This is a genomic window from Pseudomonas sp. NPDC087336 (assembly GCF_044744285.1).
Lineage (GTDB): Bacteria > Pseudomonadota > Gammaproteobacteria > Pseudomonadales > Pseudomonadaceae > Aquipseudomonas.
The window spans coordinates 35,632-57,913 of record NZ_JBIUYA010000030.1 but is presented as its reverse complement, the minus strand read 5'-3'; the positions used below and the strand labels follow the sequence as shown (position 1 = coordinate 57,913).

17 protein-coding genes and 2 pseudogenes are annotated in these 22,282 nt (G+C 61.4%); 12 read left to right on the top strand and 7 right to left on the bottom strand.

Features of this window, described 5'->3' with window-relative positions; all coding sequences use genetic code 11:
• Window positions 1-53 precede the first annotated feature (53 nt).
• The 5 genes from ACIO0C_RS25000 to edd all read right to left on the bottom strand — a co-directional run bounded on the left by ACIO0C_RS25000 (window position 54) and on the right by edd (window position 6,693).
• Window positions 54-1,313, bottom strand: a complete 1,260-nt coding sequence (locus ACIO0C_RS25000) for an AGE family epimerase/isomerase (RefSeq protein WP_401316011.1) — start codon at window positions 1,311-1,313, stop codon at window positions 54-56.
• A gap of 241 nt (window positions 1,314-1,554) precedes the next feature.
• Entirely contained in the window at window positions 1,555-3,024 is a 1,470-nt protein-coding gene (locus tag ACIO0C_RS24995; RefSeq protein WP_401316008.1) for an ATP-binding protein, read from the bottom strand.
• Window positions 3,014-3,745, bottom strand: coding sequence for a response regulator (locus ACIO0C_RS24990; protein WP_008056763.1), 732 nt, complete (start codon window positions 3,743-3,745; stop codon window positions 3,014-3,016). Before ACIO0C_RS24990 ends, ACIO0C_RS24995 begins: the two co-directional genes overlap by 11 nt.
• Before the next feature lie 174 nt (window positions 3,746-3,919).
• Window positions 3,920-4,870, bottom strand: a complete 951-nt coding sequence (locus ACIO0C_RS24985; protein WP_401316005.1) for a glucokinase — start codon at window positions 4,868-4,870, stop codon at window positions 3,920-3,922.
• Window positions 4,867-6,693 (bottom strand): phosphogluconate dehydratase, encoded by a 1,827-nt coding sequence (gene edd, locus ACIO0C_RS24980; RefSeq protein WP_401316003.1) that lies wholly within the window; start codon window positions 6,691-6,693, stop codon window positions 4,867-4,869. The genes ACIO0C_RS24985 and edd overlap by 4 nt, the downstream gene beginning before the upstream one ends.
• Window positions 6,694-6,913: 220 nt before the next feature.
• Here edd and gap point away from each other — a divergent pair, with 220 nt between their 5' ends.
• From gap to ACIO0C_RS24920, 12 genes and pseudogenes are all read left to right on the top strand, one after another.
• Window positions 6,914-7,915 carry a type I glyceraldehyde-3-phosphate dehydrogenase gene (gene gap, locus ACIO0C_RS24975; protein WP_401316000.1) on the top strand — a complete coding sequence of 334 codons (1,002 nt, stop codon included), beginning with the start codon at window positions 6,914-6,916 and terminating at the stop codon, window positions 7,913-7,915.
• A 166-nt stretch (window positions 7,916-8,081) separates the two neighbouring features.
• Window positions 8,082-8,546: a methylglyoxal synthase gene (locus ACIO0C_RS24970; RefSeq protein ID WP_401315997.1), complete on the top strand. Its 465-nt coding sequence runs from the start codon at window positions 8,082-8,084 to the stop codon at window positions 8,544-8,546.
• A gap of 77 nt (window positions 8,547-8,623) precedes the next feature.
• Window positions 8,624-9,142 (top strand): RNA polymerase sigma factor, encoded by a 519-nt coding sequence (locus tag ACIO0C_RS24965; RefSeq protein WP_401315994.1) that lies wholly within the window; start codon window positions 8,624-8,626, stop codon window positions 9,140-9,142.
• 103 nt (window positions 9,143-9,245) lie between these two features.
• Window positions 9,246-10,211 carry a FecR family protein gene (locus ACIO0C_RS24960; protein WP_401315992.1) on the top strand — a complete coding sequence of 322 codons (966 nt, stop codon included), beginning with the start codon at window positions 9,246-9,248 and terminating at the stop codon, window positions 10,209-10,211.
• A gap of 122 nt (window positions 10,212-10,333) precedes the next feature.
• Window positions 10,334-12,897, top strand: a pseudogene (locus tag ACIO0C_RS24955) (TonB-dependent receptor).
• Window positions 12,898-13,013: 116 nt separating this feature from the next.
• Window positions 13,014-13,622, top strand: coding sequence for a biliverdin-producing heme oxygenase (locus ACIO0C_RS24950; protein WP_401315989.1), 609 nt, complete (start codon window positions 13,014-13,016; stop codon window positions 13,620-13,622).
• A 146-nt stretch (window positions 13,623-13,768) separates the two neighbouring features.
• The gene (locus ACIO0C_RS24945; protein ID WP_401315988.1) at window positions 13,769-14,152 is read left to right on the top strand and encodes a YbaN family protein; all 384 of its coding nucleotides are present in this window, start codon (window positions 13,769-13,771) and stop codon (window positions 14,150-14,152) included.
• A gap of 130 nt (window positions 14,153-14,282) precedes the next feature.
• Window positions 14,283-15,590, top strand: a pseudogene (locus ACIO0C_RS24940) (chemotaxis protein); the annotation flags it as partial.
• Between the two features lie 150 nt (window positions 15,591-15,740).
• Window positions 15,741-16,496, top strand: coding sequence for a methyl-accepting chemotaxis protein (locus tag ACIO0C_RS24935; RefSeq protein ID WP_401316044.1), 756 nt, complete (start codon window positions 15,741-15,743; stop codon window positions 16,494-16,496).
• A gap of 46 nt (window positions 16,497-16,542) precedes the next feature.
• Window positions 16,543-17,889 carry a CoA transferase gene (locus tag ACIO0C_RS24930; RefSeq protein WP_401315985.1) on the top strand — a complete coding sequence of 449 codons (1,347 nt, stop codon included), beginning with the start codon at window positions 16,543-16,545 and terminating at the stop codon, window positions 17,887-17,889.
• Window positions 17,890-17,893: 4 nt separating this feature from the next.
• Window positions 17,894-18,865, top strand: a complete 972-nt coding sequence (locus tag ACIO0C_RS24925) for a hypothetical protein (protein ID WP_401315982.1) — start codon at window positions 17,894-17,896, stop codon at window positions 18,863-18,865.
• Between the two features lie 144 nt (window positions 18,866-19,009).
• Window positions 19,010-19,327: a helix-turn-helix domain-containing protein gene (locus tag ACIO0C_RS24920; protein WP_401315980.1), complete on the top strand. Its 318-nt coding sequence runs from the start codon at window positions 19,010-19,012 to the stop codon at window positions 19,325-19,327.
• Window positions 19,328-19,378: 51 nt separating this feature from the next.
• On the opposite strand, the gene ACIO0C_RS24915 is transcribed toward ACIO0C_RS24920, so the two are convergent.
• On the bottom strand, window positions 19,379-20,881 hold the full coding sequence (locus tag ACIO0C_RS24915) for an amidase family protein (protein ID WP_401315977.1): 1,503 nt from the start codon (window positions 20,879-20,881) through the stop codon (window positions 19,379-19,381).
• A 129-nt stretch (window positions 20,882-21,010) separates the two neighbouring features.
• Window positions 21,011-22,069 (bottom strand): MBL fold metallo-hydrolase, encoded by a 1,059-nt coding sequence (locus ACIO0C_RS24910; protein ID WP_401315974.1) that lies wholly within the window; start codon window positions 22,067-22,069, stop codon window positions 21,011-21,013.
• Window positions 22,070-22,282: the final 213 nt, after the last annotated feature.

The window sequence follows — 22,282 nt, the reverse complement described above, 5'->3', positions numbered from 1 at the left end:
CAGGGGACGCCCCTTCGCAGGTAACGAAGGGACGCGCGAATGTCACCGCATGGTTACATGGAAATGCTCTGGGACAACGCCGCCAGCGCACTGGCCATGCTTGGCGCCAAGGGTAGGCGCGGGATCAGGACGGCTTGCCAGGCGTGATAGAGATCGGGTTTGCCGGCCCAGATATCGCCGCTGGGGCGGTTCAATGGGTCGAGTTCGTGGTGCCAACTGCCGCCTTCGCGGTCGATGAAATGACACTCACAAAATTCCCAGAACAGTCGGTACCAGTGTTCGTACTGCTCATCGCCCGTGCGCTTGAGCAAGGCACTGGCCGCGGCGCTGGCTTCGCAATGGGTCCAGTGCAGGCGATGGCGAACCACGGCCTTGTTGTCCCAGTCGAGGGTGTAGACCATGCCCGGTGCGCCATCGATATCCCAGCCGTGGCGGCAGTTGTGCTCGAAGAGCTTTTGCGCGTCGGTGACCAGCCATCCCGGGGTGAGCATGCCGGCACGCACCCGCGCGGCTTCCAGGTGCAAGAGCAATCGGGCCCATTCGAAACCGTGACCCGGTGTGGTGCCGTAAGGACGGAAACCGTCGGCCGGGTTGTCGTGGTTGTACTCGCGCAGTGGTTGCCAGTCGCGGTCGAAATGCTCGATCACCAGAAAGCCGTTGGCGGCGGCGTGACCATGGATCACCCGCTCGACGATGCGCTGGGCGCGGCACAACCAGCGCTTGTCGTCGGTCACATCGGCCAGGGCGAGGAAGGCTTCGGTGGCGTGCATGTTGCTGTTGGCACCGCGATAGGCTTCCTCGCTACTCCAGTCCCGGCTGAAGGATTCGCGCAGAGCGCCTTCTTCTTCGCTCCAGAAACAGCTGTCGATGATGTCGATCGCATCATCGAGCAAGGCCTGCGCGCCGGGCCGTTGCGCGACCACCGCGGAACTGGCGGCCAGGGCCACGAAGGCATGCAGATACGCATTTTTGCCGGTGTTGCCGTCGCGGTGTTCGGCAACCGCGAACCAGCCACCGTGCACGGCATCGCGCAACGGCCCGCGCAGGGCCTGGATGCCGTGGTCCACCAGCTCGGCAAAGCCCGGCAGGCCCTGGATGTGCGCCATGGCGAAGCTGTGGGTCATGCGCGCGGTGTTCATGGTGTGTGCTTGCGCGTCGGCCGGCAGGTGACCTTGTTCATCGAGATTGCCGAAGCCTTCAGGTAACTTCGAGGCCTTGGCAAATGCCAGCAGGCGCAGGCCTTCGGCGGCGAGCCATTGCTGGTGGGCGGGGGCATTCAGCCAACTGCTGAACGCGGGTTGGAAGGTGTCCATGGGGGGCCTTTTTTGTTGTTATGACTGAGGGGCAGTCTAAACAACGGGCCGTGGCGGGCTTGTAACGAAGGGGGCGAGTTATGTCACCAAACTGTGACATTTATCTTTTGGAATTGTGTTGCATGGCCTGACGCCATCGCTGGCAAGCCAGCTCCCACAGGGTTTGGTGTTGATCGCAATATTGCGACCGGCTCAAAACCTGTGGGAGCTGGCTTGCCAGCGATGAACGATAACGCGGTCTCTAATCAACACTACGCGGCAACTGCAGGGTCACCCGCAACCCGCCCTCACGCAAATTCTGCAGGCTCACTTCACCGCCATGACTATGGGCAATGTTGCGCGCAATCCCCAACCCCAACCCATACCCCTGCTGCTGCCCGGCCAAACGAAAGTGCGGCTCGAACACCTGCTCCAGCCGCTGCTCGGGAACCCCCGGCCCTTCATCATCGACATGCAGGACAAACGCGCTGTCGTCATCATCGATGTGCAGGTGGGCGTACTGGCCGTACTTCAGGGCGTTGTCGATCAGGTTGCCGATGCAACGCTTGAGCGCCAGCGGTTTGCCCGGATAGGCCGCCAGGGCACGGCCTTGCTGGGTCACGCGACCGTTACCGGTGGGTGACAGGTACGGTTCCACCAGACACTCGAGCACATGATTGAGGTCCACCGGCTCGATGTTCTCGTGGATGTCGGTGTCTTTCACACATTGCAGCGCGCCCTTGACCAGCAGCTCCAACTCATCCAGATCGCGACCGAACTTGGCTTGCAGCTTCTCGTCTTCGAGCAACTCGACGCGCAGGCGCAAGCGGGTGATGGGTGTGCGCAGGTCGTGGGAAATCGCGCTGAACAACTGGCTGCGTTCTGTCAGGTAACGGCTGATGCGCTCGCGCATGGTGTTGAAGGCGCGGCCGACTTCGACCACTTCACTGCCGCCGCCTTCGGCCACCGGCTCGACGTCGGCGCCCAGTGACAGGTCCCGCGCCGCCCGCGCCAGGCGCTTGAGCGGCCGGCTTTGCCAGTGCACCAGCAGGCCGATGAACAGCAACAAAAAGCCGCTGGTGAGCACGATGAACCACACTTGCTGCGCCGGCAGGCCTTGCTCTTCAAGGCTGGTGTAGGGTTCGGGCAACAGCGAGGCGATGTACAGCCATTCGCCCGGCGCCATCTGGATCTGCGTAACCAGCACCGGCGGGTTCACCGGTTCCAGGGTCAACGCATAGTGCGCCCAGGAGCGCGGCAGTTCGTCGAGCTTGAGACCGCCATTGAAGATCCGCAGGTCTTCGGGGCTGACAAAGGTCACCGAGATGTCGGTGTCCTGCCCCAGGGACTGGCGCAGCACTTCGTCCACCGCCTTGATCACCGCCTCCTTGCGCGGCGTGATAGGCAGCACTTCCATGCCCAGGGGTTTGTCATTGAGCGTCACCACGAACCGCGTGCCGCCCATGCTGCGCAACTGATCGAGCACCAACGGGCGGTAGGCCACCGGCAACGAGCGCAGGTAACTGACACTGGCGTTCATCGAGTGCGCGAGGCTGCGCGCGCTGGTGACCAGGCCTTCGAGCTGGGTCGCCCGCAGTTGGGAGACCCAGATCACGCTCGACAATGCCTGGGCGAACAACACCGCGAGTAACGTCAGCAACAACATGCGCCCGAGCAGCGAGCGTGGCACCGGCACGCGGCCGGCCAGCTTGCGCACGAAATCAGTGACCATTGGCGGCAACCACACTGGCTGCCAACTGATAGCCGCTGCCCCGTACGGTGCGAATCAGTCGCGGCGGTTTTTCCGTATCACGCAGTCGCTGGCGCAAACGACTGACCGCCATGTCGACGATGCGATCGAGGGGCATCAAGTCGCGGCCACGGGTGGCGTTGCCGATCGTGTCGCGGTCGAGGATTTCCTGCGGGTGATCGAGAAACAGCTTCAACAGGGCGAAGTCGGCACCGGACAGAATCACCTCTTCGCCGTCGATGTGAAACAGGCGATGACTGACCATGTCCAGGCGCCAGTCATCGAAGGCCAGCACTTCGCTCCCGGAGCGCTCCTGACCGAATTGCGCCCGGCGCAGTAAGGCTTTGATGCGCGCCTGCAATTCCCGGGGGCTGAAGGGTTTGCCCAGGTAGTCGTCGGCGCCCAGTTCCAGGCCGATGACCCGGTCGGCCTCGTCGGAGCTGGCGGTGAGCATGATGATCGGCACCTGCGACTGGCGCGGATGCTGGCGAATCCAGCGACACAGGCTGAAACCGTCTTCGTCCGGCAGCATCACGTCAAGGATCACCAGGTCGCTGGGGGCCTCGTTGAGGGCCTGGCGAAAGCCTGCGCCATCGGGTGTGGTACGCACCTGGAACCCGGCGCGGGTCAGGTAGGTGTCCAGCAACTCGCGTATCTCTTGATCGTCATCGACCAACAAAATCGACTTGTTGACTGAGCTCACGGGCGGCGTCCTTGTTGTTTGAATTGGGCGGATTATGCCTGATGCACCATGAATATTTGTTGCCTGTTCTGGCCCCATCGCGGGCAAGCCCGCTCCCACAGGGTCATGTACACATTCTGAAAATGTCGGTAAACCTGTGGGAGCTGGCTTGCCAGCGATGAAGTCGAAGCGGTCTCAAGCCTGCTCCAGCGCCACTCCTGCGCCAACCAACCCCGAATACGGCGCCGTCACCAGCCACACCGGGATCCCCTTGAAGTAATCGCTCATGCACCCCTTGTCGGCAAAGCACCTGGCGAATCCACTTTCGAGGAAGAAATCGGCAAAGCGCGGAATCACCCCGCCAACGATGTACACACCACCGCGCGCACCGGTGGTCAGCACGTTGTTGCCCGCCACGCGACCGAGCCAGCAGCAGAATTGTTCGAGCACTTCCAGGGCAATCGGATCACCCGCCAGGCCCGCAGCGGTGATCGCTTCCGGCGTGTCGAGTACCGGCTCGTGGCCGTCCACCGCGCAGATCGCCCGATAGACTCGAGGCAAGCCACCGCCGCTCAACGCCGTTTCGGCGCTGACATGCCCGATCTCGTTGAAGATGTGCTGCCACAGTTGAGTCTCGCGCGGGCTGCTCAGCGGCAGATCGACGTGACCGCCCTCCCCCGGCAACGCGGCAAAACGCCCTTCACCGAGATCAAGCAACGTGCCGACACCCAAACCCGTGCCCGGACCGATCACCACCGCCGGGCGCAACGGCTCCGGCGTGCCTTCGCAGACCACGCGAAATTCGCCTGGCTGCAAACGCGTCATGCCCAGGGCCATGGCGGAAAAATCGTTGACCAGCAATAGCTGATCCACCTGCAAGGCCTGGCAGAAACCCCGGCGGCTCAGGCGCCAGTGATTGTTGGTGAACTTGAATTCATCGCCGCTCACGGGGCCTGCCACCGACAGGCACACCGAACCGATCGAGCCCGGCGCCAGGCCAAGCCCGCTCAGGTAGAGGCTGATCGCCTCTTCCGGGCTGGCATGGTCGGCCGTTGCCAGCACCTGGACCGATTCCAGCTGCTGGTTTTTCCACAACGCGAAACGTGCGTTGGTACCACCGATGTCACCGACCAAAGCCAGTTTCAATTAAGCGTCTCCAGGGCAGAAGTGAAGGCGCTGGCCCCCTGCTCTGCCGAGCTGAAGGCCATGCGCATGAAACCAAACAGTTCGCGACCGGTGCCGATGTTGTTGCCCAACAGGCCCTTGGCTGGCGTGCGCGCTGCGAATTCTTCGGCGTCCACCTTAAGCTCCAAGGTGCCTTTGACGCCATCGACGCGGATGATATCGCCCTCTTGCACCCGCGCCAAAGCGCCGCCCACGTACGCTTCGGGGCTGACGTGGATGGCCGCCGGGATTTTCCCCGACGCGCCGGACATGCGCCCGTCGGTGACCAGCGCCACCTTGAAGCCGCGATCCTGCAACACGCCGAGAAACGGCGTCATCTTGTGCAGTTCCGGCATACCGTTGGAACGCGGCCCCTGGAAGCGCATCACCGCGACGAAATCCTTCTCCAGCAAACCGGCCTTGAACGCATCGGCCAGGTCCTGCTGGTCCTGGAACACCATGGCCGGTGCTTCGACGATCTGGTTTTCCAGTGCCACGGCCGAAACCTTCATCACGCCGCGCCCCAGGTTGCCTTCCATCACACGCAGGCCGCCCTCCGGCGAGAACGCCCGGGCGACTGGGCGCAAGATACTTTCATCGAGGCTTTCGGTGATGCCTTCGCGCCAGACCAGCTCGCCGTTATCGAGGAACGGCTCCAGGGTGTAGCGGCGCAGCCCGTGGCCCAGCACGGTGTTGACGTTTTCGTGGAGCAACCCCGCATCCAGCAGTTCGCGGATCAGGAACGACATGCCGCCCGCAGCCTGGAAGTGGTTGATGTCGGCCTTGCCGTTCGGGTAGACGTGGCTCAGGGTCGGCACCACCTCGGAGAGGTCGGCCATGTCCTGCCAGGTCAACTGGATACCCGCCGCCATGGCGATCGCCGGCATGTGCAGGGTGTGGTTGGTCGAGCCGCCGGTGGCGTGCAGGGCGACGATGGAGTTGACCAGCGAACGCTCGTCGACGATTTCGCCGATCGGCAGGTAGTCGCCGTTCTGTTTGGTAATACGCGTCACCTGGTGCGCCGCTTCGCGGGTCAGGGCGTCGCGCAATGGCGTGTTCGGGTTGACGAAGGAAGCGCCCGGCAAATGCAGGCCCATGACTTCCATCAGTAACTGGTTGGTGTTGGCGGTGCCGTAGAAGGTGCAGGTGCCGGGGCTGTGGTAGGAGTTCATTTCCGACTCCAGCAGCTCCTCGCGGCTGGCCTTGCCTTCAGCGTAGCGCTGGCGCACGTCGGCTTTCTGCTTGTTGGAAATACCCGACACCATCGGCCCGCCCGGCACGAAGATCATCGGCAGATGGCCGAAGCGCAGCGCGCCCATCATCAGGCCCGGGACGATCTTGTCGCAGATGCCGAGCATCAGCGCGCCATCGAACATGTTGTGGGAAAGCGCCACGGCGGTGGACAGCGCGATCACTTCACGGCTCGGCAGGCTCAGTTCCATGCCTGGCTCGCCCTGGGTCACGCCATCGCACATGGCCGGGGTGCCGCCGGCGAACTGGCCGACGGAGCCGATTTCACGCAAGGCCTTCTTGATCAGCTCAGGAAAGACTTCATACGGCTGGTGCGCCGAGAGCATGTCGTTATATGACGAAACAATCGCGATGTTGGCGGAGTTCATCATCCGCAGGCTGTTCTTGTCGTCGCTGCCGCAACCGGCCACGCCGTGGGCGAAGTTGGCGCATTGCAGCTTGCCGCGCATCGGACCGTCGCTGGCGGCATCGCGGATCAGTGCAAGGTAAGCCTCACGCGTGGCGCGGCTGCGGGCGATAAGCCGTTCGGTGACCTCAAGGACGCGGGGATGCATGTGTAGAACTCCAGGCTAACGGATGTGGCGACCTGATTGTCTATGCTGATCAAACACCGGTGTCGATGGGATGACAGACGGTTTTCTTGACCACTCGGACCAGTTGATTCAGGTCACTCGTTGTAGATTGAACAAAATATTGCCATTAAAAAGGCTTGTTTTCTATTTTTTTGCGAATAATCTTGTAATTCCAACAACAAAACGACGGCGGCGCTGAAAAATGACTCTACGAATCGCAATCAATGGTTTTGGCCGAATCGGTCGTAACGTCCTCCGGGCACTCTATACCCAAGGCTATCGCCAGGATTTGCAGATCGTCGCCATCAACGACCTGGGTGACAGCGCGATCAATGCGCACTTGCTCAAGTACGACACGGTTCACGGCACGTTCGACGCCGATGTCCAGCATGACAAGGAAAGCCTGACCGTCAACGGCGACCGTATCGCGGTCAGCGCCATTCGCAATCCGGCCGACCTGCCCTGGGCCGCGGAAAAGATCGACGTGGTGTTCGAATGCACCGGTCTGTTCACCGACCGTGCCAAAGCCGCTGCGCATATTACGGCCGGTGCCCGCAAAGTGATTATCTCGGCCCCGGCCGCAGGTGCCGACGCCACCGTGGTATATGGGGTCAACCACGACATTCTGCGCCAGTCGCACCAGATTATTTCAAACGCTTCGTGCACCACCAACTGCCTGGCCCCGGTGGCCCAGGTGCTGCACCGCGAACTGGGCATCGAAAGCGGCCTGATGACCACCATCCACGCCTACACCAACGACCAGAACCTGACCGACGTCTACCACACCGACCCGTACCGCGCCCGCTCGGCCACCCAGAACATGATCCCGAGCAAGACCGGTGCAGCTGAAGCGGTCGGCCTGGTGCTGCCGGAACTGGCGGGCAAACTGACGGGCATGGCGGTACGCGTGCCGGTGATCAACGTATCCCTGGTCGACCTGACCGTTCAGCTGAAAAAAGAAGCCAGCGCACAAGAGGTGAACGAACTGCTCAGGCAAGCCGCCCAGCACTCGAAAATCCTCGGCTATAACACTCTGCCGCTGGTCTCCAGCGACTTCAACCACAACCCGCTGTCGTCGATCTTCGACGCCAACCACACCAAGTCCAGCGGCAAGCTGCTCAAGGTGCTGGCCTGGTACGACAACGAATGGGGCTTCTCCAACCGCATGCTCGATAACTGCCTGGCGCTGTGCAACGCCGAGTAATTGTGCACCTGTCGCACCACCATCATCCGTAGGAGCCAGGCTGCCGGCGAAGAACGATATCGCGGTATTACAGACGCACCGCAGCGTCTGGTTCGCCGGCAAGTCGGATCGCCGCACCGCAGGCTCCTACAGAGTAGTGGCGTCATCGAAATCGTTTGGAGCCCCCATGATCGGTATCACCTTTACCCAAAAGACCTTGGCAGCGCGCAAGCGTATCGCCCTGGTCGCCCATGACCATTGCAAAGTGTTTTTGCTGGACTGGGCCGAACGGCAGAAAGACCGGCTCGCGCAACATGAACTGGTCGCCACCGGCACCACGGGGTTGTTATTGCAACAACGCCTCGACCTGCCGGTGGAGAGCATGATCAGCGGCCCATTGGGTGGAGACCAACAGCTCGGCGCGCGAATCGCCGAACAACGGGTCGACATGCTGGTGTTCTTCTGGGACCCGTTCGAACCACAACCACACGACCCCGACATCAAGGCATTGCTACGGGTCGCGGCGGTCTGGAACATTGCGGTGGCGTGCAACGAATGCAGCGCCGACTACCTGCTCAGCAGCCCGCTGATGGATCAGGCACACGGGCATCGGATTCCAGATTACGCCACCTATTTGCAGGCTCGGGCGTAAACCTTCATAAATCAACACTTGACCACTCTAGCGGATGATAAGCATTATCATTCGCTCGAAATGGATCAGGTCCTCCCGTGAGTCAATCGCGCTTCAACGACGTCTTCATCAACCAGCGAATCTCTCTGCTGCGCACGCTGGAGCGGATGGTCAACAATCACAGCACCGCCGAAGACCTCTTGCAGGAGACCTACCTGCGCGTGAGCCGTGCACTCAGCGAGCGGGCCATCGATCACCTGGAACCCTTCGTTTTCCAGACCGCCCGCAACCTGGCACTGGACCATTTGCGCGCGCGGCGCATCCACTCGCGCACCATGCTCGACGACGTGCCACTGGACGTAGTGGAAAGCGTCGCCGCCCCCGCCAGCAGTGCCGAGGACGCCGCCCATGCCGAACAATTACTCGAGCGTTTGAACGTGCGCCTCAGCCAACTCAGCGCCCGCCAGCAGCAAATCTTCATCCTCAGCCGCCTGCACGGCCACAGCTATCTGGAGATCGCCGAGAAACTCGGCGTCTCACTCAGTACCGTGCAGAAGGAGCTGAAACTGATCATGACGATATGTATGGGCGTCGCGGGACGCAGCTCGAAGCTTTGAGCTGCAAGCCGCAAGTTAAAAACGGCAAGTCAATCGCCTAACCGAACTTGCAGCTCGCAGCCTGAAGCTTGAGACTGCTTTGCAAAAGCCTCGAGGAAACACCGTGACGGACACCCACCGCGCCCCTTCGCCTTCCCCGGCGCAGGCCACAGCCGAAGCGATGGACCAGGCCCTGGACTGGCTGATCGTGCTGGACAGCCCGAGCCAAGAGCAGACCCGACAGTTCCACCAATGGCTCGCAGCCGACCCGGCCCATGCCGAGGCGTTCGCCAAGGCCCAGGCGATCTGGAACGGTGCGCCAGTCACGCAATGCGCGCAAAACCTGGCGTCACGACCCGCCAAAGTCAGCGTGCTGTCGCGCCTGCGCCCGCACTGGAAACCCTTGGCCACTGCCGCCGTGCTGATCCTCGGTTTGTTCAGCTTCAGCAATCTGCCAATGCGCCTGCAAGCCGACCACCTGACCGTGGTCGGTGAACGCCAGCGCCTGCAACTGGAGGACGGCTCGAAAGTCCTGCTCAATACCAACTCGGCGTTTTCCAGCACCATCAACGACCAGAAGCGCGTGGCCCGGCTGTATCAGGGCGAGGCGTTTTTCGACGTGCAGCCGCATCTCGGCCTGCCGCTGGAAATCGACGCGGGTCGGGTCACGGCGAGTGTCCGTGATACGGCATTTGCCGTGCGTTACCTCGATGGCGTGACGCAGGTTCGGGTGCAGCGCGGGGATGTCGACTTGCGTGCTACCGGCGACGACGCCCGGGTTCGGCTGACGGCCGGGGAAAGCATCCGCATCGGCCCCAATGGTTTCGACCGCCCGGCCAAACTCGATGCCGCCACCGACCTGGCTTGGGTCCAGGGTCGCCTGGTGTTTGAAAACTGCCCGCTGAATCAGGTGCTGGCGGAGTTGCGTCGCTACTATCCGGGCTGGATCATCAACAACAACGAGCAATTGGCGAATGTTGCCGTGACCGGAAATTATCGCCTCGACCAACCGCTGGACGTGGTCCGCTCGCTGGCTCACATCACCTCGGCACAGCTCAAGGAATACCCTGCGCTGGTGATCTTGAACTAAATGAGAATTATTTTTACTCGATAGCCAAACCTCGTACGTCTCGTTATAGCCAATGCAATTGATTCGCATCTCTAAATGCCAATCAGCACCTATAAAGATTCGTGCGACACGGAGCGCTATCGATGTCCTCTCGCCTTACCCGCCCAGCCACTTCACCTTCGCGCGTACTGTCGCTGCTGACCGCCGCCATCCTGATGGCCGGTACTGCGCCGCTCATGGCCGCCACGCCTGCTGACGCACCGAGCCGCAACATGGGTGATTACTCGTTCGCCATTCCCCAGCAGTCACTGGTGTCGGCGCTCAATGCGTTCACTGCCGTGACCGGCTGGCAGGTTGGTTTCTCGGCCGAACTGGCGCAAGGCATCGACTCACCGGGCGTGCGCGGATCGCTGCCGCCGGAAAAAGCCCTGGAGCGCCTGTTGGCGGGGACCAACCTGAGCTATCGCAAACTCGGCAACCACAACATCGTGCTGGAGCGGCGCGCCGTCGCCGGGGCCCTCAACCTGGAACAGGTGACCATCAGCGCCACTCGCCAGGAACAAGACATCAACAGTGTGCCCAGCACCGTCACTGTCCAGACTCGCGAAGATCTCGACCGCAACAACGTCAACAACATCAAGGATCTGGTTCGCTATGAGCCGGGGGTTTCTGTGGGCGGCACTGGCACCCGCGCAGGTCTTTCCGGCTACAACATCCGCGGTATCGATGGTGACCGCGTATTGACCCAGGTCGACGGCGTGCAAGTACCCGACGGTTTCTTCAACGGCCCGTATGCCCAGACCAACCGCAACTATGTCGACCCGGAAATCGTCGGCGCGTGGAAATCCTGCGCGGCCCGGCTTCGGTGCTGTACGGCAGCAACGCCATTGGTGGCGCGGTCAGCTACTACACGCTGGACCCGGACGACATCATCAAGCCAGGCCAGGACGTCGGTGCTCGCCTGAAGACCGGCTACAGTTCGGCCGATGACAGCTGGCTCACCTCCGGCACCGTGGCCGGGCGCACCGGCGACTTCGACGGCTTGCTGCACCTGAGCCAGCGCAATGGCCATGAAACCGAGTCCTACGGCGAAACCGGTGGAACCGGCCTGGACCGCACCGAAGCCAACCCCGAGGACGTGCGCACCACCAACGTGCTGGCCAAACTGGGTTGGAACTACGCCGACGATGCGCGCTTCGGCTTGACGTACGAGCACTACAAGGACGATCGCGACACCAATCAGCTGAGCGCCGTGGGTGGCCCGTTCAACGCAGGACGCGGCTTCGGTTTCTACCAGTCGCGCACCGGCAACGACACCATCACCCGCGAGCGCTTCGGCCTGGATCACCGCTTCGCCGTGGACAGCCTCCTGGCGGACAACATCAAGTGGACGTTGAATTACCAGATCGCCAAGACAGACCAGAGCACCGAAGAAATCTACGCGCCGTCGCGCACGGTGCTGCGTAACCGCGATACCACCTACAAGGACCGCCAATGGGTCTTCGATGCCCAGGCTGACAAGGCGTTTGCCATCGCCGACACCGACCATGTCGTCACTTATGGCACCACCATCAAGCAGGACAAGGTCACTGGCCTGCGCACCGGTAGCGGCACCTGCCTGACCGTGGCCGGTGCGTGCCGTGTCATCGGCGCTGCCAGCGCTGCCGACACCCTGACCCCGGCCAGCGACTTTCCGGACCCGACCATCAACACCTACAGCCTGTTCGCCCAGGACCAGATCGCCTGGAACAATTGGACCTTCATGCCCGGCCTGCGCTACGACTACACCCAGCTCAAGCCGCACCTGACCGATGAGTTCCTGGCCACGGCCGATCAAAGCGGTAATGGCGAGGTCAACGAGGACAACAAGACCTGGCATCGCCTGTCGCCGAAATTCGGCACCACCTACCGCTTCAACGACAACTACACCTGGTATGGCCAGTACGCCGAAGGCTTCCGCACGCCGACTGCCAAAGCCCTTTATGGACGCTTCGAAAACGTGGCGGGCGGTTATCAGGTCGCACCCAATCCAGACCTCGAACCGGAAAAGAGCAAGAGCTATGAAACCGGCCTGCGCGGGCAGTTCGACGCCGGCACTTTCGATGTTGCGGTGTTCTACAACAAGTATCGCGACTTCATCGACGAGAACGCCATTACCCCCGGCTACACCGAGACCACTTTCCAGAGCAACAACATCCAGCACGCCACCATCAAGGGCCTGGAGCTCAAGGGGCGCTTGAACCTGGACGCCTTCGGTGCGCCAAACGGCCTCTACACCCAGGGCTCGGTGGCCTATTTGTATGGTCGCAACGATGACAGCGGCGAGCCACTCAACAGCATCAACCCGCTGACCGGCGTATTCGGCCTGGGTTACGACCAGGACCAGTACGGCGCATTGCTGAGCTGGACCCTGGTCAAACGCAAGACCCGGGTCGACAGCACCAGCTTCAACACCCCGGACGGCACCAGCACCCAATTCAAGACACCGGGTTACGGCGTGCTCGACCTGGCGGGCTTCTACAAGGTGACCGACGACCTGACCGTCAATGCCGGCCTGTACAACCTGACCGACAAGAAGTACTGGCAGTGGGATGACGTACGCGGCTACGACAGCGTCGGCGAAGCCTCGGTGACCCAGCCCGCCAACCTCGATCGCCTGACCCAGCCTGGCCGCAACTTCGCGATCAATCTGGTTTGGGACATCTGACCCCGTGCACCTCACCGCGCGCCGCTGGTAACAGCCGCCCGGTGAGGATTTTTTACTGTCATGCACCTGCTCATTCGTCTCGTTACCAAGCGCCTCTTCTTTCCCAAGGATTTGCCATGACCACCCAGGACACCGCTCAACGCCCCACCCTGCGTTCGCAACGCTTGAACCAGGTTACCAACGAGCCGCACAGCAAGCTCGATGCACTGGTCAAAACCCATGCCCCCTTTGAAACCCAGGCCAATTTCGCCCGCTTCGTGGTGGCGCAATACCTGTTCCAGTCGGAACTGGTGGATCTGTACAACGATGCCGAACTGACGGCCATCGTCCCGGACCTGCCAGCCCGTTGCCGTGCCGATGCGGCCAAGGCGGACCTGGCAGACCTCGACACCGAGGTGCCGGCGCTGGTCGCAGGCGCACTGCAAAACCCGACCAAGGCCCAGGCCCTGGGCTGGCTCTTCGTCTCCGAAGGCTCGAAGCTGGGCGCCGCGTTTCTGATCAAGCGTGCCGTGGGCCTTGGCCTGAGCGAAACCTTCGGTGCCCGCCACCTTGGCGAACCGGCCGGTGGCCGCACTGAAGGCTGGAAAAGCTTCGTCAAGACCCTGGACGGACTCGAGCTCAGTGCGCAGGAAGAAGCCGAGCTGGACAGAGGCGCCATCGATGCCTTCAACCGCTTCACGGTGTTGCTGGAACAGGCCTACGCCAGCACCCCCGAAATCGCCTGACACACCACCTCCCTTGTAGGAGCGAGCTTGCTCGCGAAGGCGTCGTGTCAGTGATATCAATGTCGCCTGACACACCGCTTTCGCGAGCAAGCTCGCTCCTGCAGGGGCCGAGTACGCCGCAAGATCGCCAGCTTTCCTTTGAGCTTATGCCTGCCTCCTCCAAACTCGCCCGCCTCCTCTTCGGCCTGCTGGCCTATGTCAGCCTCGCAATCGGCCTGGTCGCCATCGTCATACCCGGCCTGCCGACCACCGAATTCATTCTGCTGGCCGCCTGGGCTGCCACCCGAAGCTCGCCGCGCTTGAGTGCCTGGCTGGAAAATCATCGGCTGTTCGGCCCCATTCTCCGTAACTGGCGCAATGGCAAGATCATCGCGCGCCGGGCCAAGGTCAGCGCCACCGCCAGCATGCTGCTATGCGCCACATTGATGCTGGTGATGCTCGACCACGGCTGGCCGATCTACCTGGCGATTGTCGGCATGGGCCTGGGCAATCTGTGGATCTGGTCGCGACCGGAATCACTGGACCGATAACCTTCGACCCCCCGCGACTTTCCCCGTTTTTTAGCCACTTTTCAGCACATTTTTCCGCGCAAACGTTCAACCATGACCGTTCGTCGGCAGCCTTCTCATGCAATCTGTGCCCCAGGCCGATGTGCATTGAATGGCGCTAAATGGATTTGGCGTGTCGAGCCGCAATGGCTCACAGCCGCCCCTCATCCATTCGCGAGTTCGCCCTATGTTCGACTCTCTGTCCATCCGCCTGAAAATCGTCCTGTTGTCCGGTCTGTGCCTGCTTGGCGTGGTCGCCTCGATAGTGGGCATGAACCTCTATCAGACCAATCAGAACGATGAACTGGTCAGCACTTCCAGCAGCAAACTGCTTACCGACAGTGTGCAGAACCTGCTCCAGGCCAAAGCCGCCGAGCAAGGGGTGCGGGTGCAGAAGACGTTCGGTGAAACCCTGACGGTGGTGACCGCCCTGGCGGACCAGATCAAGGACCTGCGCAACATGGCCGCCAAGCGCTCGCTTGAGCCCGGCGCCCTGCGTGAAGAGTTGAACCAGAGCCTGAAAACCGCCTTCGAACGCAACGGCAAAGTGCTGGGCATCTGGCTGGCGTTCGAACCCAACGGCCTGGATGGCAAGGACAGCGAGTTCGTCAGTGACGCCGCCCGCCAATCCAACGAAATCGGCCGCTTCGCGACCTATTGGAGCCGTGCCGGGGGTGAAGCGTTGAACACGATCATGGTCGAAGAGGACATGACCAAAACCACCCTGAACCTCAGCGGCACGCCCTACAACGTCTGGTACACCTGCCCTCGGGACAGCAAGCGCACCTGCCTGCTCGACCCATACGCCGATACTGTCGGCGGCAAGGAAGTGTTGATGACCACCATTTCCGTGCCGCTGCTGGTGGATGGCAAGTCCATCGGCGTGGTGGGTATCGACATCGCCCTCGACGCGCTGCAAGCGGCGGCGGTCGACTCCCAGCGTGAGTTGTTCAACAACGCCGGCCACATGCTGATCGTTTCCGGCACCGGTGTGATGGCGGCGTACAGCGTCGACCCGACGAAGGTGGGCAAGAGCATCGGTGACACCCTGGGTGCGGACGGCAAGGACATCCTGCAATTGCTCGCCAGCGGTGCGCCGAAGATTCTCCAACAGGGCGACCTGATTCGGGCGGTGTACCCGGTCAGTCCGATTGCCGACGCCAAGGCGTGGGCCGTGGTGATCGACCTGCCCAAGCAAGTGTTGCTGGCCGACTCGGTGAAGCTGCAAACGGTACTCGATGACGCCCAGCAAAGCGGCACGATCAAAGCGGTGGGCGTGGCGATCATTGCCGGCATGATCGGCCTGCTGCTGATGTGGCTGACCGCGTCTGGCGTGACTCGGCCGATCAACAGCGTGGCCCAGATGCTCAAGGCGATTGCCAGCGGTGACGGCGACCTGACCCAGCGCCTGCACTACGGCAAGCGCGATGAACTGGGCGAACTGGTCAGCTGGTTCAATGGTTTCCTCGACAAGCTGCAGCCGACCATCGCGCAGATCAAGCAGAGCATTACCGATGCGCGCGGTACCGCCGACCAGTCTTCGGAAATCGCCCGCCAGACCAGCGAAGGCATGCAGGTGCAATTTCGCGAAATCGACCAGGTCGCCACCGCGTCCAATGAAATGAGCGCCACCGCCCATGACGTCGCCAACAGCGCGTCGAACGCCGCCAGCGCGGCCAAGGGTGCCGATCAGTCGGCCCGCGATGGCATGCAGATCATCGAGCGCAGCACCCGCGACATCAATCAACTGGCCGACGAAGTCAGCAAGGCCGTGACTGAAGTCGAGGCATTGGCGGTCAACAGCGAGCAGATCGGTTCGGTATTGGAAGTCATCCGCAGCATCGCCGAACAGACCAACCTGCTGGCGCTCAACGCGGCGATTGAGGCCGCCCGTGCCGGCGAGAGCGGTCGCGGTTTTGCGGTGGTCGCCGACGAAGTGCGCAACCTGGCCAAACGCACCCAGGACTCGGTGGAAGAAATTCGCCAAGTGATCGAACGCATCCAGAGCGGCACCCGCGGCGTGGTCGCCACCATGCACTCGAGCCAGACCCAGGCCCACAGCAACGCCGGGCAGATCCAGCAAGCGGTCCAGGCCTTGGGCAAAATCAGCGACGCGGTCACCGTGATCAGCGACATGAACCTGCAGATCGCCAGCGCCGCCGAACAGCAAAGCGCCGTGGCCGAAGAGGTCAACCGCAACGTTTCGGCCATCCGTACCGTCACCGAAACCCTCACCGGACAAGCCACCGAATCAGCGCAGATCAGCAGCCAGCTCAATGCCCTGACCACCCAGCAGATGAAACTGATGGATCAGTTCCGGGTGTGACCGGTTTTTGATTTATGCTCGGGCTCTCGCTCCGGAGGGCCCTTCGATGACTGATTTACTCACGTCCATTCAAGCCGAACTCGGCATGCCGCACACCCCAATCGCGTTCACCTCCAGCGGCGCCCTGCCCTCGGTGTTCGCCGTCACCGACCTGGCGTGCGCCAGCATCGCCGCCGCCGGCCAGGCTGTCAGCCAATTGCTGCACCAGCAAACCGGGCGTTTGCCCGGCCTCGAAGTCGACCGGCGCCTGGCCTCCTTCTGGTTTTCCGGTTCGATCCGCCCGCTAGGCTGGAGCGTACCGCCGCTGTGGGACCCGATCGCCGGTGACTACGCTGCCAAGGATGGCTGGATCCGCCTGCACACCAATGCGCCCCATCACCGCGCCGCCGTTGAATCCGTGCTGGGCGCTTGCGTCGACCGTAAGGCGGTGGCAAGCAAAGTGGCGCAATGGGCCAAGGGCGATCTGGAGCAGGCCGTGGTCGATGCCGGTGGCTGCGCCGCCGAAATGCGCAGCCGGGAACAGTGGCTGGTCCATCCGCAAGGGCTTGCGGTCAACGCCGAACCGCTGATTCAGTTCACCGCCGGCAACAACCGCCACAGCACGCCCTGGCAAGGTTCGGTGGCGCAACCACTGGCCGGGATCAAGGTACTGGACTTGACCCGCGTGCTCGCCGGTCCCGTCGCCAGCCGCTTTCTCGCGGGCCTGGGCGCTGATGTACTGCGCATCGACCCACCCACCTGGAACGAGCCGGGCGTGGTGCCGGAGATGACGCTGGGCAAGCGTTGTGCACGCCTGGACCTGCACGATAAAACCGATCGAGCGGTATTCGAAAACCTGCTCAAGGACGCTGACATCGTGCTCCATGGTTACCGCGCCGATGCCCTGGAGCGCCTAGGCTATGGTGCCGCCGAACGCCAGCAACGGATCCCTGGCCTGATCGACGTTTGCCTCAACGCCTACGGCTGGAGTGGCCCGTGGCAGAACCGTCGCGGCTTCGACAGCCTGGTGCAGATGAGCAGCGGCATCGCTGACGCGGGTATGCACCTCATGCATGCGGACAAACCGACGCCCTTGCCACTGCAAGCGCTCGATCACGCCACCGGGTACTTGATGGCGGCCAGTGCGATCAGGTTGTTGGCAGCACGCTTGAACAACGGACAAGGTGGCTCGGCGCGGTTGTCGTTGGCGCGTACGGCAAAGCTGTTGATCGACAACGGTCCCGGCAGCGACCAGCCGTTGCGGGCCGAAGATGAACACGATCAGGGGATGCTGGTCGAGCAAACCCCATGGGGCCCGGCGCATCGCTTGCACGTACCGCTAAAGATCACCGGGACGCCGCTGCAGTGGACGCTTGCGGCGTCTGAATTGGGTTCACATCGCGCACAGTGGTAACACAATGAAATTCGACCTCGCCTATTGCCTCGGCCTCGATGAAAAACTGTCAATCTACGACGTGCGCGACCTGAATTTCGACGAGACGATGGCGTTCGATTCCGCGAAGGAACATTTCCAGTGCCCCAACGATGCCTGTCGCCTGGCGTTCGATGGGACGAACGCGTTGGGCACGTTCAACGCCAAGAACGTGAACTACGTGCGCACGCCGCACTTCAAGAATCTGCCCAGCACGCGGCATGTCGCGGGCTGTCCTTATTTAAGCCTGAAGACCCCTGATTCGGCTGTGGAGGCGGACGGCGAGGAAACGGACGACAGTCGCGAAGAACATTTCCCCTCGGAACTGCTGCTGAATCGGCGTGAGTATGGGCGCAAGCCGTCACACCCGGCCGGGGCTGCCGATCTGCAAAGAGATACGCCAGCAGCGGCTTCGACGGTCAGCAGCGTCGAGCAGCCCAGCCGCGAGTCGACGCCGGACAAGACCCGTGTCTTCGCCCATCCGGTGGAATGCTTCGTGTCGAACTTCGAGGACAAGGCGCTGCTCAAGCGCATGCCGCTGAAGATTGGCGAGCACACGGCTACCTATGCCGCGTTTTTCAAGAAGATCGAGTACCTGCAAGACAACCAGGGGCTGATTTACTGGGGCAAGATCAAGCAGATCAAGGATTACACGCAGAGCTTTCGCATCGATTTCGAGAAGAAAGTCTGGTTCGAGAAGAAGCCGTACCCGGTCAACGTTTACCTGAGCAAGAAGCTGATCGACAGCTATCGCAAACGCAAGGCGTTCCTGCAGGAGATCAAGCACGCCATCGAGGGCGGGCGGCCATTGTATTGCTTCTTTTATGGCGTCCAGCCTACGTTGCAGCAGGTGCCCAGCAAGAAAAAACCCGAGCAGACGTTCGGGGTGTTCAGCGCCAACATTGAGAATCTGGATCATTTTATCGTGCGGGAGGCGCCGGGGTTGGAGGACGAGTAATACCCTGCACGCAGGCAGTGACCTTCCGTCTGGCCAAGGGGTAGGAAATAGCAAAAATCGAAAAATGCGTTTGATCCGGACCGAAAACAACTGTACAAAAACACAGTACATTTGAATTCAACACTCTCGAGCCCGGAGAACCCCATGGCCTCTCAAGCGATGAAAATCACCCTGGAACGTATCGCCCTCTTCCAGTTTACCCCGGCCCACTGCGCCCAGGCCCGAGCAATGTTGGGCTGGAGCGTGGAAGCGTTATCCCGCGAAGCCGGGGTTTCGGTGCAGGCCATTGAGCGTTTCGAGGCACGGCAGGAGGTGCTGGATGTCACTCGCCTGGCATTGGCGTATCGGCTTGAATCGGAGGGGCTGGTGTTCTTCCCGGGGTTTGCACCGGGTAGAGGGATGAACGTGCAAGGCGCTACGCCGAACCCGGTGGGGCGGGCGGATTTTGCGATGGTTGAGTGAAGTCGCAACTTCACTACTTGAGCTACGACCCCGACTTGCACTGATGAGAAACTACGGCCTGAATGCTGGCGTGGGCCGCGCATGGGAGGCTTGTTCATAGCCATAAGCCAATGCCAGGAGACTGGCTTCGCTCCAGCGTGCACCGAAGAACAATGCAGAGGTGGGCAACCCTTCTTCGTCCGCTCCAGTGGGCACCATGAGGCTGGGATAGCCAGCCAGTGGAACGACGTTCAACCCCGGGGAGCCGACATCCAGCACCACGGCATCCAGTTGATGCCGCGCCAGGACGTCATCGATGACAGCAGCGTTTTCACGCTGGATTGTCTGCCACAGTTCCTCGTAGGCGCGCTCGTCAAACGCCACATTGTTGGCCGCGATCAAGGCGCTTTGCCCATGGCCTTCGCCGCCTGGGGTTTGTTGGTTGAAACTCACCAGTTCTTCCAGGCTCTGGATGGCCAGGCCGGTCCGTTTCGCGAGGTATTCAGGCAGGTGTCGCTTGATTCCCATCGACAGGGCTTCGTCCACTTGGGCTGACTGCGGGTCCTTGAGTTCGATGGGAATCAACGTTGCGCCGGCGGCCTGCATGACTTCCAATGCGCGGGAAAACTGTGGATCGCTCTGCGCTGCCTCACCACTCAAATCGAACTTGAGGGGATAACCGAGGCGCCGCCCCACCAAAGAACCAGGATTCAACAAGGCCGTGTAGTCCACGCCATCGAGCGCGCTCGGTTTGCTGACCGGATCGGCAGCGTCATGAGCCGTCATGGCATTGAGCAGTATTGCCGCGTCGCGAACGGTGCGAGCCATCGGCCCCGGGGTGTCGAGTTTGTGCGTCACCGGAACAATGCCACTGCGACTCAGCAAACCTACTGTGGGCTTGAGCCCCACCACGCCGTTGAGCGATGCCGGACAGGCAATTGAGCCGACGGTTTCCGTCCCCACGCTCAAGGGTGCAAAACCTGCGGCCACTGCCGCGCCGGAACCTGAACTCGAACCGCAGGGCGTCTGGCTTAACAGATGCGGATTCCTGGTTTGCCCGCCTCGGCCACTCCAGCCGTCGGGAAGCGCGGAGTCACGGAAATTTGCCCACTCGCTGAGGTTGGTCTTGCCCAGAATGATCGCGCCAGCCGCCCTTAGCCGTTGCACGATAAAGGCATCACTGGCGGCGGGCTGCCCGATCATGGCCAATGATCCCGCGCTGGTCTGCATCTGGTCAGAGGTATCGATGTTGTCTTTCAACAACACGGCAATACCGTGCAGGGGGCCGCGAACATGCCCGCCTTCGCGCTCCCGATCCAGCGACCTGGCAATCTCCAGTGCATCGGGGTTCAGTTCAATGATCGCATTGATCGTTGGTCCGTTTTTATCGAGACTTTCAATGCGTTGTTGCAGGTGTTGCACCAGCGCTTCGGCACTCAGTTCGCCGCGCTGCATTTGCTTGGTGATTTCATCGACACTCAAGTATTCCAAGGGTTGCGCATTGGCGTAGCTTGCGATCGAAAGCAGAACAATCTGGGCCAGCCGCGTCATGCAGCCTTTCATCTTTACATCCATGTGAATGACATCCTTATGGTAGCGAGTGAATGAGTTCACTCGCTACCCAGCCTACAGATTCGGCCGGACAAGTCCGTCATCCCTTGCCCCCGGATCACATAGGAAAACTCCCCTCGTGCTGTAGTCGCTTTACCCGAGGCTTTGTTGATTCTCGTAGACCTGCTCTTCGACTTCATACCACCACGCAGTGCCACGCTGCGCAGCGATTACGTTGAATGCCTCGCCCATCCGTGGCGTGGTGATCGAGACATTGCGCTCCCAAGCCAGGGCCAGGATGCGGTCGAAGGGTTCGTACCAGGCATGCGTCGACAAATCGAAGGTGCCGTTGTGAATCGGTAGCAGCCAGCGCCCCTTGAGGTCGAGGTGAGCTTGCAGGGTTTGCTCAGGCTGCATGTGCACATGGGGCCAGTCGACGTTGTAGGCGCCGGTTTCCATGAGGGTCAGGTCGAAAGGGCCGTATTGTTCGCCGATGCGTTTGAAGCCGTCGAAGTAGCCGCTGTCGCCACTGAAGAAGATCCGCGTATCGCCATCGATCATCACCCACGAGGCCCAGAGCGTGCTGTTGCCGTCGAACAGGCCGCGACCGGAAAAGTGCTGCGAGGGGGTGGCGACGAACTCGATGCCCTCGACCTCGGTGCCCTGCCACCAGTCCAGCTGGCGGATTTTGCTGGCGTCGATACCCCACTTGATCAGGGTGTCGCCCACGCCCAGCGGGGTGAGGAAGTACCTGGCCTTGTCGGCAAGTTTGAGCACCGCCTGATAGTCCAGGTGGTCGTAGTGATCGTGAGACAGGATCACCGCTTCAATCGGCGGTAATTGGTCGAGGCTGATCGGTGGTTGGTGAAAACGCTTGGGGCCGGCCCATTGCACGGGCGAAGCGCGCTCGGCGAACACCGGGTCGGTGATCCAGAATCTGTCCCGCAGTTTGAGCAGTAGTGTGGAATGGCCCAGGCGATAGATGCTGTGGTTGGGCGCTGCCATCAACGCCGCTTGCGTCAGCGCTTGCACCGGCACAGGCGCCGCCGGGCGGGTGTTGTGCGGTTTGTGAAACATCGCGTTCCAGAGGATGCGCAGGGTTTTGCCAAGGCTCAAACGCTGTATCGGCCGATGGTTTTGAAACTGTCCTTGAACCTGTCGGGAAGCTTCAGGCCTGGAGGCCCTGTTCGTCGGGGGAGTTGATTTGGCCATGGGGAAATGACTCCAGAAAAAACGCACGCTTCACGGGTTTCCGTTTTGGGACGATAAATGGCCAAGGCACGCACGCATCAGCCGAACGCTCTATTCTTACCGGGCAGGATTAACAAAACATTACACTGCACAGTGTAGTTTCAAGGTTGCATCAAAGCCGTTCACAAGTAAACTGCTGAGTGTAATTTTCCTTTTTCCCTGCCGAAGCGTATT

Excerpts from the sequence above, each read along its gene's own strand:
- ACIO0C_RS24925 (WP_401315982.1), top strand. The coding sequence starts at position 17,894 with ATGAAATTCGACCTCGCCTATTGCCTCGGCCTCGATGAAAAACTGTCA.
- ACIO0C_RS24970 (WP_401315997.1), top strand. The coding sequence starts at position 8,082 with ATGATCGGTATCACCTTTACCCAAAAGACCTTGGCAGCGCGCAAGCGT.
- ACIO0C_RS24915 (WP_401315977.1), bottom strand. The coding sequence starts at position 20,881 with ATGGATGTAAAGATGAAAGGCTGCATGACGCGGCTGGCCCAGATTGTT.
- ACIO0C_RS24920 (WP_401315980.1), top strand. The coding sequence starts at position 19,010 with ATGGCCTCTCAAGCGATGAAAATCACCCTGGAACGTATCGCCCTCTTC.
- ACIO0C_RS25000 (WP_401316011.1), bottom strand. The coding sequence starts at position 1,313 with ATGGACACCTTCCAACCCGCGTTCAGCAGTTGGCTGAATGCCCCCGCC.
- ACIO0C_RS24950 (WP_401315989.1), top strand. The coding sequence starts at position 13,014 with ATGACCACCCAGGACACCGCTCAACGCCCCACCCTGCGTTCGCAACGC.
- ACIO0C_RS24945 (WP_401315988.1), top strand. The coding sequence starts at position 13,769 with ATGCCTGCCTCCTCCAAACTCGCCCGCCTCCTCTTCGGCCTGCTGGCC.
- ACIO0C_RS24935 (WP_401316044.1), top strand. The coding sequence starts at position 15,741 with ATGCAGGTGCAATTTCGCGAAATCGACCAGGTCGCCACCGCGTCCAAT.
- gap (WP_401316000.1), top strand. The coding sequence starts at position 6,914 with ATGACTCTACGAATCGCAATCAATGGTTTTGGCCGAATCGGTCGTAAC.
- ACIO0C_RS24995 (WP_401316008.1), bottom strand. The coding sequence starts at position 3,024 with ATGGTCACTGATTTCGTGCGCAAGCTGGCCGGCCGCGTGCCGGTGCCA.
- ACIO0C_RS24910 (WP_401315974.1), bottom strand. The coding sequence starts at position 22,069 with ATGGCCAAATCAACTCCCCCGACGAACAGGGCCTCCAGGCCTGAAGCT.
- edd (WP_401316003.1), bottom strand. The coding sequence starts at position 6,693 with ATGCATCCCCGCGTCCTTGAGGTCACCGAACGGCTTATCGCCCGCAGC.
- ACIO0C_RS24930 (WP_401315985.1), top strand. The coding sequence starts at position 16,543 with ATGACTGATTTACTCACGTCCATTCAAGCCGAACTCGGCATGCCGCAC.